This window comes from Bradyrhizobium sp. SZCCHNR1098 (genome assembly GCF_032489375.1).
Lineage (GTDB): Bacteria > Pseudomonadota > Alphaproteobacteria > Rhizobiales > Xanthobacteraceae > Bradyrhizobium.
In genome coordinates this window covers 221,450-239,738 of the sequence record NZ_JAUEXY010000001.1, presented here as the reverse complement: position 1 = coordinate 239,738, position 18,289 = coordinate 221,450, and the positions used below count along the sequence as shown (strand labels likewise).

Genomic DNA, 18,289 nt, shown 5'->3' with positions numbered 1-18,289 from the left:
CATGGTCTTACAAGCTCACGGCGAGCAGGTCTGCGCCGCGACGCAATACGACCCGGTCTTGTTCGATTCGATCGACGATCCACCCTTCGCTGATAACGGCGCCTGCGAACAGTTTCTGACCGCGTCCATCAATGACATACGGCCCATTTCCGGCCCAAATCGCCTGAACGGTCAAAGGGGCGCTACGCTTTACAGATTTCGCCTCAACCTGGCTCGTCAACACGATGGCAATGCCGAACGTGCCGTCGAACCATCGCTCAATGTCGCGCCACTTGCCTAACGCCGCGGGTTCAATGTTTCCTCTCGCCGTGATGGCGTTTGAGTCGCTGACAATCTCGACGGTCGTGAGGCCTGCAGTCAGCAATCGCTGGCGCAGCGCGTCCGCCGCGCCGTTCAAATCCGCCACCGGCGCGCCGGGCTCCGCGCCGGCCCGTCCCGTTCTGTCTTGGCCGGGCAGTAATGCGGGGGTAAGGGTGGGGGCGGGCGAATTGGGCGCGTGCCTGCTCGGATATTTCGTCGAACAGTCGGAGTCGCAGCGCGGGGATCTCAGCCGCTCAGCTGTGGCATAGCCGCCATCGCCGGGCACCTTGTCCGCACCAGCGGGAAATCCCTGCAGAAGCAGGGCTAGACAGACCAGGATCGCGGCGGTGCCGAGTCCATACCTCAAGAAGGTATAGCGGGTCGTTCTGCGCTTGCGGGTGCAGCGCAGCTGAATTCCATTCAGAACGACATCGGCCGGATAACGACTGATCCGTGCTTCTCCGGCACCGAGCAGGGTGCCGTTCAGCAGAACATTATCTGCGGTGCCTTCGATTTCGCAACAGTCCGCCTCTAGCGCGAACCGCGCGTGCAAAGGAGCCAGACAGTCATCCATGAGAACGACATCGGCGTCCATCGAGTGACCCACCAGATAGGTCCCGGCGTCGAGTTCTTGCCGGACGCCGGCATGAAGGCCCGATCGGATCGTGAGTTCGAATGGGGACGGTGATGCCGGCATTCTCTGCCTCTCCATCAGGACCTAGCAGCCATGTTGGCAGCGGAGCGCTCGGTACGAACGCCCCGTGCCGTAAGCGGTTGGTAGCTGTCCGAGGGCGATCGCGGGATCAGCCGACGTTCGGGCGCTGCTGCGCGACCGTCTCGATCGATCCCCAGTGCGTCTTCTTGGTCGTGATCTCGGCATTCGTCTTGATCGCTTCGTCGAAGGCACTCTTCATCTTCGCGATCGCGCTATCGATGCTCGAGTTCGATGACGTCGTCGAAGAAACGGAGCCTGTTGAGTGGGACATCGCTTTATCTCTCTATGTTTGTGTTGCGTTGAGGATTGGGCTGTCGGGGAATGCCCTCCAGCCGGGAAGTGATCGTTAGCGTTGTCTACGCTGATCACCTCTCGGCTGAAGCGGCGGCTTGGATCCCGTCCCGAGGCGCACCTTGCGAGGTGCGCCTCTCGCGGCTTCCTTCAACGTCCTGGTCTCATCGCCCTCGTCGCGTTGCGAGAATGAGGCCTCGTTGCTTTACTCAGCTCTGTCGGTGATATGGTTGTCGGCCGAGAGGTGTCCCGCGGAGCGGTCGCATGGCGATCCCGAGCTTGAATCCGCGAGTTGCAGAATGATCGAGGAAAGCTTGTCGAGGATGTTGTTCTTCGTCGCTTGGTCAAGGCCCTTTGCCTCTGAGACTTGGCTGACGAGCTGATTCAGCGTCTTGAGTATCGAGCTGTTCGCGCCGGGTTGATGGGATGGGCCGGACACGAGTTGCTTCAGGATCTTCGCGATCCCGTCGAGCAGCTGACCTTTGGCGGGATCGCTGGGCCCAGTGGAATTCGTGATCTGATGGGTCAGGTCACCAAGGATCTTGGCAACGCGGCCGTTGTTCCGCGCGTCGCACTGGCCCGTTCCGCCCCTCAGGATGCTGATGGCCGCCGAGATCAGAGCCGCCTTGTCTGCAGGTGTCTTTGCGTCCGCGACCAATCCAAGAACATCCGATGCTATGGAAGATGTCCGCGGATCTTGCTGCTGCGAAGCGGGCGGCATCGACGACTGCCACCAATCCCCCGCATCACAGCGATGAGCCGGATGAGCTGACGACCCGCCGGGCGTGGGCTGAAATCCTGCAAAGCCGGGCCAGGACGACGCGTGTCCGTGCGGACCCATCATGTGACCGGTGTGAGCTTCACGTGAGGATGATGCGTGGGAGCTGACCCTAGACATGCAACTCTCTCCTTGTTTGCGATCCGATGTCTTATCTGTCTTGTTCTGAGCAAAGGGCATAACGAGGCGTCGGTCGGCATGCTCCGTCACGGATCCGGGGTTGCACTATTCTCGTCGCCGACGGATGCCATCTCCTGAATGCCGTCCTGAGCAACAGTCATGAGCATGAACGCGGCCGCCTGCGGCATTGCGCTGAGAAACGCCTCCTCGAACTTTGCTTGATCCTCAGCCGAGACTGCCTCGCTGCTGCTCGGGGCGCTTGCCGTCGCGGTCGTCATGCTCGATGCTTCTACGGCCATTCTGACACTCCTTTGATCCGTCCGGTCGATCTGGCAGGACTTGCGAACCCGTTGATTTGCTTCATGGCACGTCGCCTGGGGCGTTGAGCTTGACCACTTGGACGTGCTCCCCGCGATAGACGGTGACTGACGATGGCTGGTCAGCTCGAGGCTGCAGTGCTGCGAGCGTACGCTCCACCGCTTGGATGTATTGCGGGGGACCCGAGACCAGGGCCATGTCGGCCTGCTTGATGGATCTGAGCGAGAATCGCGCGTCGGAGAGCGCGAGATCGCGAAGTGCGGCTTCGAGACGCTGGAGCGGCACGGCACCGAGTTGAACGAGCCTGCTCGAAGCTTCCTTGTTGCTGGTGACATAAATCCGGAAGCCGTCGAAATACCAGTCGAGTCCGTAGTTTCGGGATAGATGCTCGATGAATTCTCTGGCCTTGAGTTCAGGCAGAGGCCCGCGCACACGTCCCCGTACGTCCGGGCTCACCTCTAACCGCAGGCCGGTATTCCGTCCGAATTCCTGAAGAACGTTGCCAAGGTCTTGGTCGACGATGGTGTACCTGTAGGACTCGGTCGGCCAAGCAGGTTCACCCGCGTCTACGGACGTGGTGTGGATTGCAGCCGCCGAGAGCGTCAGGCAGACAGTCGCGATCGCAGCCACGCTGCGCAATGGGACCAGAACCCGAGATGCCAAATGGTCGCATGGGAAAACGTGGCCTTCGTGCGACCTTGTCGCGGAACAATCGTGGCAATCGTGTAGTTGATCGCGCGTACCCACGAGCAGACTCACATGTACTTGTTGCTATCAGCTCGTCTCATTCAATCACAGCGGTCGCGGGTGCGTCGGAGAATATATTAGGAAAATATTATGCTCTGCCCCGCTGGGTGCTGTGCAAAACTCTGTCTGATCTGTTGTGCAAGCCATGACCCGGCTGTCCTTGTGAGTCATTATTTGTTTGGAGCGAGCAATGGCGAAAGCACGAGGAGTCCTGAGACGGCATGGAGCGGCGACATGACGACGGTTGCGCCGTTGGGTGGCGTCACAGCTTCCGGAACAGTTGGTGTCAGTTTCGGAGCCGTTGAGCCCGGAGCAGCCGCCCAGCAGTCGTTTCAGGACGCTCTGCATAGATCGGTCACTAAACTGCCTATGGAGCCTGAGCACGCCGTCGACCAACTCGGCGGCAAGGTGATGGAGTGGATGGAGAGCTCGTACGAGCGGGTCCAGCGCAATGCCGCGCCCGAGCTCAATCTCATGCCGGAGCCGGCAGCATCCGGTCCAGCATCTTCCAACATTGGCGGAGCTGCCCTGGGAGCGGACAAGCCAGACGCGGGCCGTCAGGCCCTGCAAATGCTGGAGCACGCATTCTCGTTTGCCATTGAGGCGACGCTGATGTCGAAAATCTCGACCGAGTCGACCCGAATCTTCAACACGTTCTTGAAGGGACAATGAGAATGGTCGGTTGCGGCAAACAATGGCTGGCCGCTCGAGGGCGCGGATTGAATTTGGCGCTGGTGCTGGGCTTGGCGTTCATGCTGAGCGGTTGCAAGGGTGAGCTCTATAGCCGCTTGAGCGAGAAGGAGGCTAATCTGATGATGGCCCTTCTGCTGCGCAACGGAATCGCCGCCGACCGACTCCAGGCAAAGGACGGTAGCAATACTGTCAGGGTCGAGCAGGAGCGATTTGCCGACGCTGTGACGCTGCTGAATGCGTCCGGGTTGCCGCATGCGAAGTTCGAAGACATGGGCAGCATATTCTCAAGCAATGGTCTGGTGTCGTCACCCACAGAGGAGCGAGTCAGGTTGATTCACGCGCTCAATCAAGAGTTGGCAAGGACGATCATGGAGATCGACGGAGTCATCTCTGCCCGAGTCCACGTGGTGCTGCCTAAGATAGACCCGTTGCGTCACGATCAGGTTCCGTCGTCGGCGGCATCGGTGTTCATCAAGCATGACGCGCGCGCCGAAATCGCCGTGCTCCTACCGCAGATCAAGACCCTCATTGCCAACAGTGTCGAAGGACTGACGTACGACAGGGTGGCCGTGGTTTTCGTGCGTGGCAGTTCGGATCCCGTCGAAGTCAGCCCTTCCACGTCGATCGAGACGACGGCATCCGTTCTATCTCACGACGGATCTGCCCTGCGTGACGGTCCGCTCATCCTGCAGGTGTCAGCCGCGGTAGGGGTGGGGCTGCTGGGATCGATCGGAATCTTCCAGCTCTGGCGCCGGGCACGCGTGGGATATGCGCAACGCAACGCGCCGCGTCGGGAGGCGCGAAGGCCGGCGCGTGATCCGCTGCGTGTCGTATCCTAGTGCGATTGAAGTGGGCGTGGCCGGCAAATGAGTAGGCTTGTGCAACCTGGAGCATCCCTTGGTTTGCGTGATCCGAAGGTCGGCGGCGGCTGCGAACCCGGCGCGCCGGTGGGGCATCGGCCGGTGATCGATATGGACACGTTTTGCCGATTGCCGGCACGCTACATCCACGTTGAACGATTTCTCGCGTGCGTACCGGGCGTTTCGCCCGGGCTTGCCGCACGGATACTCGCCTGCGACCGACTCCACCGAGATATCTCAGAGCGGATCGTTGTGCATTATGAGCTTGATTGCTGCACAGCAGCCGACGTCGCTGACACGCGCAGTCGCATTGCGCTTCTCGACTGCGAGCAGCTATGCCGCGTCGGTGAGCTGGCCGGCGGTGTTTGGCATGCCCACGCAATTCGTTCCACGGTCCTCAAGACTACGCTCCGGGAGCATCTCGGAGAATTCGATTCCCGACTCCACAAGGTCGCGCTCGCCAATATCGATCTGTCGCCTAAACCCGATCGCCCCCCGAATCCATCTGCGCTTGCGGACGTCATCCGAGGTGATGGGATGCAATGTCTCAATGCCGCAATCTGGCGACTCCCCGCCACCCTGCGCAGCCGCATCCTTCTTCGATTTCCGATTGACTCGCCGCTGGGCTCCTCGGTCTCGCGGCGACACCAACAGCTTGGTCCGGAGATTGTTGATCGCGTTCTAGCCGATGGGACGGTGCCGTGAAAGCCCCCGAGAGTGACAAGCCTGCCGGCACGTTCCATCCGCTCGGACCCGTGGTTCGAGCCGAAGAGGCGGAGACCTGGTTTTCCGCGGCTGCCTCTCTTGCCGACGCCCGGCGGCAATGCGAGCAGATCGCCGCGCAGGCCCGGCTCGCGTTCGAAGAGCAGCGCATGAGAGGCTTCGAGGATGGTCGTCTCGCGGGAGTTGAGGAGGCGGCCCGCCTGATTGCGGAAACGAAGGTCACGGTTGATGATTTGGTCGCCGATCTGCAAGACGAACTTATCACGCTCGTCGTCGAGATCATCAGGGAGATCCTCGGAAGTTTTGAGCCGGACGATCTCGCCGCGCGCGCCATCACCAGAGCACTCGAAGAGATGCGTTCCGGTACGGCTCTCGTGCTGATGACTGCGCCGCAGGAGATGGAGTCCATCCGTGTACGAGTGGCCACGCTGCTGGAGGATGGGGCCGACCAGCTCACCATCGTGTCGGACCCGCAGTTTGCGCCGGGGCGCTGTATGCTTTGGAGCGAGTTCGGGCAGATCGATGTTTCCGTTGACGCTCAACTGGAGCAGCTCGCCTTGGCGCTGCGTGCCGGTTTCGAGGGGGTGGAGCCATGATGCCGGCAGGCTCTGCCACGCACCGACTCGCGCGAATCCTGCCGCAGTTGTGTGAAGCTGCAGGCCGTTCGCAACTGCGCCCCATCCGCGGGCGCGTGATTCAGGTGTCGGGGACCCTCATCAGGGCGATCGTTCCCGATGCGCGTGTTGGCGATATCTGTTTGCTCCGGTCTGCCCATGCCTCGGCTGATCTGCGGGCCGAGATCGTGGGCATCGAAGGCGGTGTCGCGTTGCTGACGCCTCTCGGAGACGTGGCGGGTCTCTCAACAAGAACGGAAGTCGTCTCGACAAGGCAGGCCCTCGGCATCATGGTTGGGCCAGCGCTGCTCGGCCGCGTCGTCGACGGGCTCGGGCGCCCTCTCGACGTTCAGGAACGAGGATGGCCCGAGTTCGACCAGATTCGACGAGTCCGCGGAGCTGCGCCGGCGCCCTTGGCACGGCGGCTCGTTGACGGCCCTTTGTCACTTGGCATCCGGGCGATCGATGGTCTGCTCAGCTGCGGCGAGGGGCAGCGGATCGGCATCTATGGCGAACCCGGCGCGGGCAAATCGTCGCTTGTCGCCCAGATCGTCCAGAACGCGGACGTCGACGTCTGCGTTGTCGCGCTGATTGGCGAGCGTGGGCGCGAAGTTCGAGAAATGGTCGAGCGCTGCCTGGCCGGAGCGGCTCGGGCGCGATCAGTCGTGATTGTCGCAACCTCCGACCGGCCGCCGACGGAGCGCGTCACGGCTGCCTATGTCGCCGTGACGATCGCGGAGTACTTCCGGGATTGCAACGCACGCGTGCTCCTGGTGCAGGACAGTGTCACTCGCTTTGCGAGGGCATTGCGTGAGATCGGACTGGCCGCGGGCGAGCCGCCGACGCGCCGGGGCTTTCCGCCGTCGGTGTTTGCGGCATTGCCCGAGTTGCTCGAGCGGTCCGGTCCCGGAGTCGCCGGCTCAATCACTGCATTTTACACCGTGCTGGTTGAGGGGGATGGTACCGCGGATCCGATCGCGGAGGAGACGCGCAGCATTCTGGACGGGCACATCGCGTTGTCACCTAAGCTCGCACAGTCGGCGCATTTCCCTGCGATTGACATCGTGTCCAGCCTCAGCCGCGTCATGGATCAGGTCGTGACGAGCCGTCATCGCTCTGCAGCCAGGAGGGTGCGTGAACTCATAGCTCGCTATGCAGAGCTTGAGTTCCTGCTGCAGGTTGGGGAGTACAAGGCCGGAACCGATCCGATCGCCGATGAGGCGATCGCCAAGCAGGATGCTATCAAGTCCTTTCTGCGGCAGGGCCTCGGCGAGGCCGTTCCGTGGGATCGCACGATCCATCAACTCGAGCAGCTCGCGTCATGAGGTACGATCCACTGCTCACGCGCATACGCAGGATGCGGATCGTTCTCGGAGAGAGGGAGCGGCGGGCGAATTCCGCGCTTCAGCGCGGCGTGGAGGCACAGGTCGAAGCGGCTGCAGAATTGACGCAGATCAATCATGCGGTTGCGTTGCAAGCAGCGGCGCGTGGCGCACGCGAACGTCAGATCTACCAGCAGATGGTAGGGCGTCCAATTTCCGCGTGGGAGATCACCCAACTTGACGCGCAACTCAGGCGCCTCGAGTCGCTGGCAATGGCGCTTGCCGAGCAGCGCCTTGCGAGCATCCGTACGCTCGATCAGGCGCGTAACGAAGTTCAGGGTCTGCGCCTCGAATTCGTGAAGGCTCATCGGAGGCGTCGCAAGTGGGATGAGTTATCGCAGCAATCACGTCGCCGTCGCGAGAGCCGTGAGACGTTGCTAGAGGAGATGGCTAATTCGGACGGCAGGGCGGCGGGGCGGCAAGCATGAACGCGCCATTCCCCGCTCGCGGGCGCGGAGCGCCTGACGGTGAGATCACCGAATTTCATCCGGACGTGCTATCCATTGCTGATGTTCTACGTGCCCGTCGTTGGTGTCGGCGACTGGCTGAACTCACCTGCGAGTTGGCGGGTCTGCCGCTGCGGATTTCCTTCTCGGGCGCCTCCTCGGGCGTTTCGAGCCGGCCGGCGTGTCGTCTGCATTTTACGATCGGCGGTGATCCATGCGCCGTAAGTCTGCCTGTAGAGGTGATCGATGCAACGCTGCAGGCGATTGATGGTCCGCCTCGAACTACGCTCGCCGAGCCAGATCTGCTGCTTCTGATCGAGTTCGCCTGCGCCGCCATACTTGATGCAATCGAGGAGGCGCTCGGCCTCCCCGTCATCCTCACGCATGCTTCCTTCGATGGCAGCGTTCCGGACTCGATCGGAATCCTGTGTCGCGGCAGGTTTGGCGAACGATCGTTCAGTGCTTACCTGTCTTTACCAGAGCCATACGAATCCCGTTTGGCAAATCAAGTTCAAGCATTGGGTCCGGCTGCTGCCGCCGGAGTTCCGATCTGCACCGCCTTCCGGCTTGGTGCTACGCGCGTCAGCGCCCGCTTGCTTGCGAGCTTACGGCCGGGAGACGTCGTGATCATCGAACACGCGATGCCGGATGGACGCGTCGCCGCCGTCTTCGGCGAGCGTCGTCTCACCTCATGCCGCTTCGAGGGAAGCGACGCGACAGTGGTGGACACGTTGCACCAGATCAGAGGCGATCTTCATCATCATTGGACGGCTGTGGACATGACGGCACATGAAAGCGTCGATACAGGCGCAGACGATGTGAGCCTGGACGACCTCCAGATCAAGCTCCTATTTGAGATCGGCCAGCTCGAGATACCTCTCGGCGAGTTGCGCATGATCGCGCCCGGCTATGTCTTCAATCTCGGTCGGGGTCCGCGACATGCAATTGAGATTCACGCGGGGAATCGGCGGATCGGGCAGGGCGAGATCGTCAGGATCGGCGAGGCAATCGGCGTGCGGATCAACAGATTGTTCAATCACGAATGAGCTGAAGCCGTGACCCAGTTCAATTTGTTCGCTGTTCTCGCGGTCATCGCCGGACTTGGCGTTGTCATCTTTGTCGTCGTGACGATGACATCGTTCGTGAAGATCGCCGTGGTCCTGTTCCTGATCCGGAACGCGCTGGGAGTGCAGCAGACGCCTCCAAACCTCGTGCTCTACGCCATTGCGCTGGTTCTGACGGCCTATGTCAGCGCGCCGCTAGTGCAGACCGTGTATGAGCGCGTCAATGATCGTCCCAGCGAGTTTCAAACCTTTACCGACTGGAAAGATGCTGCTGAGCGGGCAGGCCAGCCAATTCGCGAACATCTGAGCCGGTTCACGACGGTCGCGGAGCGAGAGTTCTTCGTCACTGCCACTGGCAGCTTATGGCCCGATAGCAGCAGGGCCAAGCTATCGAGCGAAGATCTCGTTATTCTCGTTCCCTCCTTCATGAGCTCGGAGCTCAAGCGCGCCTTCGAGATCGGCTTCCTGCTCTATCTGCCCTTCATCGCGATTGATCTCGTGGTGTCCGCGGTTTTGATGTCCCTTGGCATGTCGATGGTGCCGCCATCGACGATCTCCGTCCCATTCAAGTTGTTCTTGTTCGTGATGGTCGAGGGCTGGTCCAAGCTGATGCATGGCCTGGTGTTGAGTTACGGATAGCCTGCGAGATGGGTAGGGGACGCAATGGGCCAAGCGACAATCGTCGATCATCTGGTCAGGGGTCTGACGGTCGTTCTCATCTTTGCCATGCCTCCCCTGGGTGTGGCGATGGTTGTTGGCCTCCTCGTCTCAATTCTTCAGGCCGCAACCCAGATCCAGGATCAGGTGCTGCCGCAGACGATCAAACTGATTGCCGTCGTGGCCACGCTGGCGGTGTTCGGCGCAGTGTTGGCGGCACCGCTGATCCAATATGCCGATCAGATCCTTGCGGATTTTCCTGCACTGACGCGTTGACGGGCCTTCCCTTCATCGTGCTCGGAGGGACATGGGCGACGCGGAGTGGCGATGGGGCTTGACCTCATGCCGTTGGACAGCATCGAGGCGGGGGCCAATCTCGTCTTCCGTCATCTTCTTTCGTTGGCGCTCGCCATCGCGCGTCCCAGCGCCTTCGTCATGACCTTTCCCGTGTTTGTTCGCCTCGGGCTGACCGGCTTGATTCGGGGTGCCTTCGTGGTCGCGATCTCGCTGCCGGTCATGACCGGACTCGTTGAGGTGCTTCCTCCGATCGGCACGCAAACATTGCGATTGGTCGCGGTCGGGTTCAAGGAAGCGATCATCGGAGGGCTCCTTGGTCTGCTGCTTGGGATCCCGTTCTGGGCCGCCGAGGTCGCGGGCGACCTGCTCGACTACGAACGTCAGGCGCCCGATGCCCAGCTTCAGGATCCCAACGCCATGACCGAGTCCACCGCGTCTGGTACGCTTTTTATGCTCGCTGCGGTGGTTCTGTTCGTCGCAGCCGACGGCTTTCATAGCGTCGTCGAAGCGCTTTATGGCAGCTACAGGCTCTGGCCGGTCATTGAGCTCGCGCCGTTGCTGCGCGCGGAGAGCGGCCTATTGGCGCTGGAAATGCTCGTCCGCGTGCTGCAGCTGGCATTGATCCTGGCATTCCCAGTGCTGGCGGCCATGTTCGTTGCGATGTTCGCGCTGATGGTGATTGCCCGTTTCGCACCGCAGTTGAATGTGTTCGATCTTTCGATGGCGGCGCGCAACTTGGTCTATTTCCTGGTTCTGCCGCTCTATGCGGCCTTTCTGCTCGATCACTTCGGTACTCAGCTTGGAGAGTTGACCGGAATCTTGGACCAACTAGGGCAGTTCCTGCGATGAGTGAGGATGGCGGCACTGAGGAGCGGACGCTGCCTCCGAGCGAGCGGAAGTTGCGTAAGGCGCGCGAAAAGGGACAGGTCTTTCGCAGCACCGATATGGTCGCCGGTGCATGCCTGTCGTCCATGCTGCTCTATCTCTGGCTGATCTTGCCGGAGCTTTTCGCGCGGTTACGGGGAGCCATGATGCTCGTGGGCGATGCGGGCGGGCAACCGTTTCGGGAAGCTGCGGGCACGATCGGAACGATGATGTACGAGGCCGCCGTGCCATACCTTGCAAGGGGGGCGGCCATCGTCGTCCTAATGTCCCTCGTCGTCAACGTCGCCGTCACCAAGGGGATCGTCTTCAGCCTTGACCCTATCAAGCCCCGCGCGGAGCGCTTGCATCCCGCAAAGGGTTTGAAGCGGATTTTCGCGCTCAAGAGCCTGATCGAGCTGGTGAAGAGTCTGGTCAAGACGACCCTCCTCGTCACGATCTCGGTTTTCGTCCTCGAGATGTCGCTCAACTCCTTGGTTCACACGCCAGGATGCGGTCTTTCGTGCCTCGTGCCAGTGACCGGGGCGGTCATGGCACCGCTCCTCGTCGCGGCAATAGTCATGCTGATGGTGGGCGGCCTTATCGACGTTCTGGTGCAGCGCGGACTGTTCATGCGCGAGATGCGGATGACACGAAGCGAGGCGAAGCGCGAGCGGAGAGACCAGGAAGGCCTGCCGGAGGTACGCTCTGCGCAACGCCGTCAGCGGCAATCGCTGGCGCACGGTGGAGGGCGGGGAGGAATCGAAAGCGCAACAGTGGTCATCGAGGGCGACGATGTGATGGTCGGGCTGCGTTATGTTCCGGGCGAGACACAGGTCCCAAGGCTCGTGTGCAAAGGACGTTCCGTCCGTGCGCACAATCTCACCGAAGCTGCGGCTGAGCTTGGCATTCCTCGTTTCCGCAATCCAGACCTCGCAGAGGAACTCGATCGCCGTATCGCTCAGGACCATTACATCACCGAGGAGTTTTTCCAGCCGGTGGTGTCGGCCTTGCGCGCGTGCGGCATGTCCTGAGTGTAGCCGTGCTGCCCCACAGTATTTTCACAATATATTTCGGATCGGCCGCCGGCTGATGTCCTAAACTGTCGTTCGGACATGATCGCCGAGCGGGCTGCATGGCTGACGAACTGCGTCTGCCAGAGCAGAGCCGCCGCCGCTAACGGGGAGACGCACGAATGCGGATAGATGACGCAGGTGGCTCGGTTGTCGCCAGTCCGCCTCCTCCTCCGCCGCCGCCCCCACCCCCACCCCCGCCTCCTCCCCCGCCACCGCCGCGGCCGAAGTCCGCGGCATCGTCGTCGGGCATGCTCGATCGCAATTCGGCGCGCAGCGTTGGATCATCATCGACCGCACCTTCGCCGCTCTTTCAGCCCCTTCGACCTTTCATAGGTCCGGTTCTGCAGCCGACGCCTGTGTTGCTTGGCCCGCCTGCTCCGCCGAAGGCGGCGGCAACATGTCCGGGAGTTCCCGCCCCGGCGCCGGCGGCGCCGGTCCCGGACGCCGTTTCGCAGGCAAAATCTGTTCAGACAAAAGCGCAGACCACTCTCGACGGTGATGCTGGAAAGCTGCATAAACTGCAGACCGAACTGAATGATGCACAGGGAACGAAGGCTCCGATCGGGTACGGTCGCGGCGCGGGCGCCGCGGTGGCTGCGCATCAAGCCCATATCAGCGATCTGAAGAAGCAGGTTGCGGCCGCTCAGCAGCAAGTCACCGCCGACCAGGCGGTGTTGAGTTCGGCCAAGAGCAATCTGAGTGCCGCACAACGCATCGACGCCGCCGCAGCGAACTACAAGCCGGCACCGCCGCCGGTCACCGTGAAAGATCCGGCCGCGCGGAAAGTTGTCCCGCTCGTCGACGCGGCCTCGGCCCAGGTTTCCGCGGGAAAGGCCAAGGTCACCGCCGATACGGCTGCTCTCGAACAGACCAAATCGCAGCTCGGCCGTCTGGACACCGAGATGGACCGGGGGATCAGCGCCGGAACATTGCACCGTCTGTCGTTGCTGAATCAGCAGCAGGATGCGCAGCAACACAAGCTGGCGACGGACCAGCGCAAGCTTGATGCCGCGAGCGCCGACCTTGCGGCAGGGAAAAGCGTCGTCTACGGGCAGCAGGCCGCGGCGGACAAGAAAGAGCTCGAGAGCGCTTCCACAGCGCTGAAGAAAGCCGGTGTCACGATCGACCAGAACGACAATCCGACCCAGGCGAATTTGACGCCATCGCAGCTGCGCGCCTATGACGACTTCACCGTCGCGCGGAGCAAGCTCAACGCCGATGTCGGCATGGTCGCGCAGGGCAAGGCCCAGCTCCAGTATTATGCTTCGAATTCCGAGAAATACGGGACGGTTGCGAAGGATGCCCAGGATCGGGTGAACGACGCTCTGCATCCATTGGGATACACCATACGTGCAACGCGCGGCAGCGATCCGCAGCAGGCATCGCTCGATCTCAAGCTCGCGAACGGGAACGCTGATTACCAGAATGCAGGCTGGGCCGCAGCTCAGCACCGGGTGGCATTTGCGGCGGCAGCGCAGACCGATCTTGAGGCAGCGCAGGACTCCGATCTTGCCAAATTGTCCCCGCAAGCCCGGCAGACCGCTACCACGGCGAAGATCGACTACGATCAGGCAAGCGCCTATCAGAACAAAGTCGGGACCGACCTCGCCCTGATCAAGGGCCACCAGGCCGTCTCGGATGCGCAGGCCGCCTATATCAAGAATCCGACGGCCGCCACGGAGCTCAAGCTGAACCAAGCGCAGCATCAGTTGCGCGAGCTCTCGACAATGTCCGACATTGCGACGGCGGGCTTCAAGTCGGCAACCGGGCTTGCCTACGCCGACCAGCGGAATACGACATTGGCTAATCTGGAGCAGACCTATAGCCATGTTCCCTTGCCCTCAAACTCGCCGGTGTTGCAGCAGATCGCGCAGGCAAGAACTGACGCGGCATCGGCCGGCTTGATCACGAAAGAGCTGGCTGCAACGACCAACAGGCTGGTTCAGGATTATCGTGTCACACAGAGCGAGGCGGCGGTCGCAACCGCGCGGCAGTCCGCCAACACTGATTCGGTACAAGCTGGCAATGTACAGGCTGTGGGTTTCACCAAAGCGAGCAGCGCCCTGACGACGGCTCAGCAATCGCTTCAATATGCAAAGCTTCAACAGAAGCTGGCTCAATATCAGCTGCTGGACTCCCAGTTTCGGCTGACATTGCCGCAAAATCTACTTGATCCGCAAACGGTCTCTGACCAGAGCGCGCTCTCGCATGCGTACAATACATTCTTTGCGCAGCATCCGGGCGCCTTGAGCGATGGCGCGGTCGCTGAGCAGCTTGCGAGCCTCAAAGACGCGAACGCGCGAGTGGATATCGGTCAAGGGCTACATGAGCTGCAGGATGCCATCGACAGGGAAGACAAAGCGCTCGGCAACCGCAGCCTTCTGCAGAAGGGCGGCGATTGGGTCGGGGGGCTGTTCGGTGCCAACCGGTCTGAGCTCGAGTCGGATCTGCAGGAGAAGAAGGAGGCGCTCACGGCCCTGCAGAAAAATCAGGGAGGGATGGCTGCCCAGGAGGTCAACGGCGAGTATCTGAGCATCATGGGTAATCTGGCCACCCAGAATGATCGGATGTTCGAGAACGAGCGCAAGACCGACGCCAATTGGTCGAGTGCACAGGAAGTCGTGCGCGACGTCGCGATCGCCGCGGCTGCGACCGCGGTTACGATGGCCACGGCCGGAGCCGGCGCGCCGGTATTGGCCGCCCTTGCGGCGGGCACATTGGTGGGAACGGGAACGGCCGAAGCCATCGACACGGCCCAGAATGCAGCAACTGTGTTCGGTGGCGGCGACATTCACAGCGATCCTCACATCTCACTCGACGCAGCGCTGACCAACAACTTCTTCAAGGGCGGCGGCAGCTGGGATGAGGTGAAGCAGGCGGGCGTTGATGCGACCGTATCGGGCGTGCAATCCCTCGGCGCAGCAGGGGGGGCGTTGACGGGCGGAGCCACGGAGGCCTTCCTTACGCGCGGCCTCGACCAGGCTGCAAGCTCGGTCGTCTCGAAGCTCGCAACCGGATCAACGGTCATGGTTGCCAATCAGGGGGTGATGGGTCTCGGCAACGTGGCGGGGACGTATGTCGAGTCCCAATATCAGCTCTCGGAGGGGCGGCTCACGCAGGACGAAGCCCAGGCGCAGATGAAGGATGCGTTCTCCGGATACTTCAAGAATCTCGCGGTGGCCGGCGTGACGGGAGGTCTGACGAAGTTCGTCGACGGCAAGGTGGCCGTGCGGACCGCAAGCGCGGCACGGCCGAATGGACTCGTGTCGAACCCGCTTTATCAGACAGCCTCCCAATTGGGTGCGAACACCATGCTGACTGCCGGCCCCGGCCTCCTTTCCGGCAAGGTGCCGACCGCCCAAGACTATCTGTCCATCGGTCTCAATACGGTTTCCGGTGTGGCTTCTCATCACTATCAGCAGAGCAGATCCCGCACCGTGGCCGAAACGGGCCTTGCCGGTCAGCCCGCCGCGTTCGACGCGGGAAGGAAGGTGTTTGACGCCTATCAGGGTCAGGCGAGCGGGACATCGCCGAATGGCATCCGGCTGCAGGCCATGGATCCCGCCGCTTTCGCCCGTGCATATCAAAAAGCCGGCGGCCAGCACGATCCGGCGTCCGTCGATGCCTTCAGCATCTTATCGGATCAGGGGCATCGCGTCTATGTACGGACCGATAGATTGAGCCCGGACGTGGTCGCACACGAGGCCGTGCATGCACTGACCTCGGAATCGTTCAAGAAGCTCGCAAGCACGTTGGTCATTGATTCAAGCCGGCCGCATTCGAACTTGAATGAAGGTGTGACCGAGCTTCTCGCCTCGCAGGTCGTGCCGCGCCGTGGCACATCGCCCTATGCGACGGAGGCGCAGATCGCGGAGGCCATTCGCGACCGGATGGGGGAGACCGACTTCCATAAGGCGGTTTTCGGAGGCGATCCAGCGGCACTCGCATCGTTCCGGCAGACCGCTTTGGCGTTGCACGAAAGACCTGTCAGCGAAGACTCGGCTGCAAATTGGGCCCTAGCCGCCTCGACGGCAGCCCAGCCCGCGGGTGGTGGCGGCGGCAAGCCGCCCGCGAGCGGCGGTGGTGCGGTCTCTCCGGCCTCGCCCCCGCCGGCCTCGAGCGGCTTGACTCTTGTGCTCAGCCCGAAGGCATTCGAACGATTTCAGGACCGGGTCGCTCTCCAACCCTCCAAATACGGCAGTAGCGCCGACAGGTATATCTACGTTGTGGAGACACGAGGAAACAAGCCAAGCCGACCGTTCGCCATGAACGACGCAAACATCACACGGCGAGGAGTGATCGGAGCAACAGACCGCTTTGTTGACTGGGGCGGAAGTCCGCCGCAATCAGCCAAGACATACAGCCGACGCTACGATCTGCCGAAAAAGGATTTTCGTGTCGTGGTCACGGATCAGCCCTACACGGGAGTGGGCGATCGACAAGTGGCACCGCGCAGGTCAGGCCTCCGACAGGCTCTGCCCGTTGCTGCAGGAGTGGCCTCCGATGCGGTTGCCCTTGCAGCAGCCGCGCGGTTCGGATCTCTAGGCATGCTGGCGGCCTGGAACGCCACAGTTCGTGGACCGCTGAACATCGTTCAGCTCAAGCCGAAATTGGCTGCCAAGTTGAGAATACCCGAAAAAGCAGCCCCGTATTTGCGAACCGCAACAGGTGTGAGCTTCATCGCCAACGGCATGGCAAACGACATCGTCAGTGTGACGAGCGGCCACCTGCTGAGCTTCCAATATGGTGGAGCAGCTGTCATCGGCTCCGCGCAAATCGTCTTGGGAGCGCGGAGCTATTTCAGTGGCTATGGCGCGCTTAGATCGCGTGGAGCTACCGATACGGTCCGGTCAACCGACACCAGTCTGAGCGAAATCGCGGACAGGAATAACGTACCGGACGAGGTGATCGGACGCGTCAATGCGAGAGATCCCGCGCATCCGCTTAAACTAATTAATCCAGATAAGTCGATCTCCATCAAGAGCAACGATGAGCAGCTCACTTTCCGCCAGATCGCCAGAAAGGAAAATAAGTCCGTCAGGAAGGTGCTCGAGGATGTCGGGCGTCGCGAGAAACTGGCAATTCCCGGGCGATTCACGTCTAAGGGGAGGCAGATCACCGCTCGGATCAAATCAGGCGAGGACCTGGATGCCTTTGCAGCGAGAAATGGCTCCTCCGCGCGGGCGATCATCAAGGCGCACCGGGATCGGATTCCAAGCACGTATACAAGCAATCCCGATTCGCATGCAGTTTGGACCGGCGCGGGGTTGAGGATTCCCGGGTCGTTTGACAACTCGCGAGGCCTATCTTGGACAGGAATTGCCTGGCGAACCGGCCGTTCTGCGCAGCAGTTGAAGTCCCTTAATGGGGCGGCCAGCGGAACCAACAGCAGAGAGACGGCTCCCGAAATCGTACATATCCCTCCAGCATCTTCCTGGGACACGACTCGACTGTCTCGCCGCATGCAGATAACCGGAAGTGCCGGTTTGATTGCTGGCAATGTTACTGAGCTTGTCTACGATATTCACGGTAATATCGGGGCTATCCCAGGCGCGGTCGGCGTCGCGGTTGGATCCGGCTTATCGATCTACGCGATGCTGCGCCGCAGAGCTCCGGCGAACTATCAAGTAGTAACGTCTGTTTCCTTCTCGCTGAAGGGGCTCAATCGCGCTTGGCCCGCTTTCGGGCACGTCAGCGATGTCGTTGTGACCTTCGTCAAGGATAAAGGGCTGGAAGGACTAAGTTGGTTACAGAGGTGACGGATCCCATGCGTCTCCTCTCTGCAGGGGGCGCCGAGTGGCGGGACGTCGTGGCGACAACGCGCCCTCGGCAACATTGACATACGTCGAGCACCCTCGGCCTAAGTAACCTCAAGCCGGCGACCCCGACGTCGGTGCAGACGCACGAGCAATTCGTCTGGCGCGCTCGAAGCGCGGTGATTCGCGTATATGGTTCTGTAATGGGAGAGATGCGCAGTCCGCCCGGAGCGCCCAGCCCCGGCGGCTGGCAGGTTTCGATCGACCTCACCTTGCCGGCGACCGCAGTACGTCGACGTGTGCCGCGTAGGGGAGCGACGCCCTCCTAAGATTGCTTTAGCCGCCTCTCACCAAGCGTGGCAGTCGTATCCTCCCGGCAACCCTTTCGGAACTTCACTTTGACAACAACAGCCATGATCGCATCTGCCGGCGAGGGCGCTAAATCTCGCCACAAACGCGAGACGCGAAGCAGGCATCGTCAAGAAAGCGACTCAATGATGGTTCGAACCTCAGTTGAGTCGATTTATTGAAAATCGTAAGGGTTGTGGACCTTCGGAGCAGGCAATCATTGGCTGAAGTTGACATGGAGAT

General features: G+C 61.4%; 16 protein-coding genes. 12 read left to right on the top strand and 4 right to left on the bottom strand.

The annotated features are described in order from the left end of the window. Window positions 1-7 precede the first annotated feature (7 nt). From QX135_RS01065 to QX135_RS01050, 4 genes are all read right to left on the bottom strand, one after another. Window positions 8-997: an FHA domain-containing protein gene (locus QX135_RS01065; RefSeq protein ID WP_315784308.1), complete on the bottom strand. Its 990-nt coding sequence runs from the start codon at window positions 995-997 to the stop codon at window positions 8-10. 514 nt (window positions 998-1,511) lie between these two features. Then, on the bottom strand, window positions 1,512-2,027 hold the full coding sequence (locus QX135_RS01060) for a hypothetical protein (RefSeq protein ID WP_316177757.1): 516 nt from the start codon (window positions 2,025-2,027) through the stop codon (window positions 1,512-1,514). A 263-nt stretch (window positions 2,028-2,290) separates the two neighbouring features. Further along, a complete protein-coding gene (locus QX135_RS01055; protein WP_315715064.1) occupies window positions 2,291-2,503 on the bottom strand; it encodes a hypothetical protein in 213 nt (70 codons plus the stop codon). A gap of 61 nt (window positions 2,504-2,564) precedes the next feature. Then, window positions 2,565-3,152 (bottom strand): nodulation protein NolW, encoded by a 588-nt coding sequence (locus QX135_RS01050; RefSeq protein WP_316177755.1) that lies wholly within the window; start codon window positions 3,150-3,152, stop codon window positions 2,565-2,567. A gap of 351 nt (window positions 3,153-3,503) precedes the next feature. Between QX135_RS01050 and QX135_RS01045 the strand changes: the two genes are divergently transcribed. The 12 genes from QX135_RS01045 to QX135_RS00990 all read left to right on the top strand — a co-directional run bounded on the left by QX135_RS01045 (window position 3,504) and on the right by QX135_RS00990 (window position 17,701). Further along, the gene (locus QX135_RS01045; protein ID WP_315773265.1) at window positions 3,504-3,941 is read left to right on the top strand and encodes a hypothetical protein; all 438 of its coding nucleotides are present in this window, start codon (window positions 3,504-3,506) and stop codon (window positions 3,939-3,941) included. Next, a complete protein-coding gene (gene sctJ / locus QX135_RS01040; protein ID WP_316177752.1) occupies window positions 3,938-4,801 on the top strand; it encodes a type III secretion system inner membrane ring lipoprotein SctJ in 864 nt (287 codons plus the stop codon). The genes QX135_RS01045 and sctJ overlap by 4 nt, the downstream gene beginning before the upstream one ends. 63 nt (window positions 4,802-4,864) lie before the next feature. Next, on the top strand, window positions 4,865-5,527 hold the full coding sequence (locus QX135_RS01035; RefSeq protein ID WP_316177750.1) for a SctK family type III secretion system sorting platform protein: 663 nt from the start codon (window positions 4,865-4,867) through the stop codon (window positions 5,525-5,527). Then, window positions 5,524-6,141: a type III secretion system stator protein SctL gene (sctL, locus tag QX135_RS01030; RefSeq protein WP_316177749.1), complete on the top strand. Its 618-nt coding sequence runs from the start codon at window positions 5,524-5,526 to the stop codon at window positions 6,139-6,141. Before QX135_RS01035 ends, sctL begins: the two co-directional genes overlap by 4 nt. Then, window positions 6,141-7,484, top strand: a complete 1,344-nt coding sequence (locus QX135_RS01025; RefSeq protein WP_410052017.1) for a FliI/YscN family ATPase — start codon at window positions 6,141-6,143, stop codon at window positions 7,482-7,484. Before sctL ends, QX135_RS01025 begins: the two co-directional genes overlap by 1 nt. Window positions 7,485-7,516: 32 nt before the next feature. Further along, complete coding sequence (locus QX135_RS01020; protein ID WP_316177745.1) at window positions 7,517-7,969, top strand: hypothetical protein; 453 nt, start codon at window positions 7,517-7,519, stop codon at window positions 7,967-7,969. Next, window positions 7,966-9,033, top strand: coding sequence for a type III secretion system cytoplasmic ring protein SctQ (gene sctQ, locus QX135_RS01015; protein ID WP_316177743.1), 1,068 nt, complete (start codon window positions 7,966-7,968; stop codon window positions 9,031-9,033). The genes QX135_RS01020 and sctQ overlap by 4 nt, the downstream gene beginning before the upstream one ends. Before the next feature lie 9 nt (window positions 9,034-9,042). Further along, complete coding sequence (gene sctR, locus QX135_RS01010; RefSeq protein WP_316177741.1) at window positions 9,043-9,690, top strand: type III secretion system export apparatus subunit SctR; 648 nt, start codon at window positions 9,043-9,045, stop codon at window positions 9,688-9,690. 24 nt (window positions 9,691-9,714) lie between these two features. Next, window positions 9,715-9,984, top strand: coding sequence for a type III secretion system export apparatus subunit SctS (gene sctS / locus QX135_RS01005; protein ID WP_316177738.1), 270 nt, complete (start codon window positions 9,715-9,717; stop codon window positions 9,982-9,984). Window positions 9,985-10,035: 51 nt separating this feature from the next. Further along, on the top strand, window positions 10,036-10,854 hold the full coding sequence (gene sctT / locus QX135_RS01000; RefSeq protein WP_315751851.1) for a type III secretion system export apparatus subunit SctT: 819 nt from the start codon (window positions 10,036-10,038) through the stop codon (window positions 10,852-10,854). Then, window positions 10,851-11,900: an EscU/YscU/HrcU family type III secretion system export apparatus switch protein gene (locus tag QX135_RS00995; RefSeq protein WP_315735417.1), complete on the top strand. Its 1,050-nt coding sequence runs from the start codon at window positions 10,851-10,853 to the stop codon at window positions 11,898-11,900. Before sctT ends, QX135_RS00995 begins: the two co-directional genes overlap by 4 nt. A gap of 290 nt (window positions 11,901-12,190) precedes the next feature. Next, window positions 12,191-17,701: a hypothetical protein gene (locus tag QX135_RS00990; protein ID WP_316177736.1), complete on the top strand. Its 5,511-nt coding sequence runs from the start codon at window positions 12,191-12,193 to the stop codon at window positions 17,699-17,701. Window positions 17,702-18,289 lie beyond the last annotated feature (588 nt).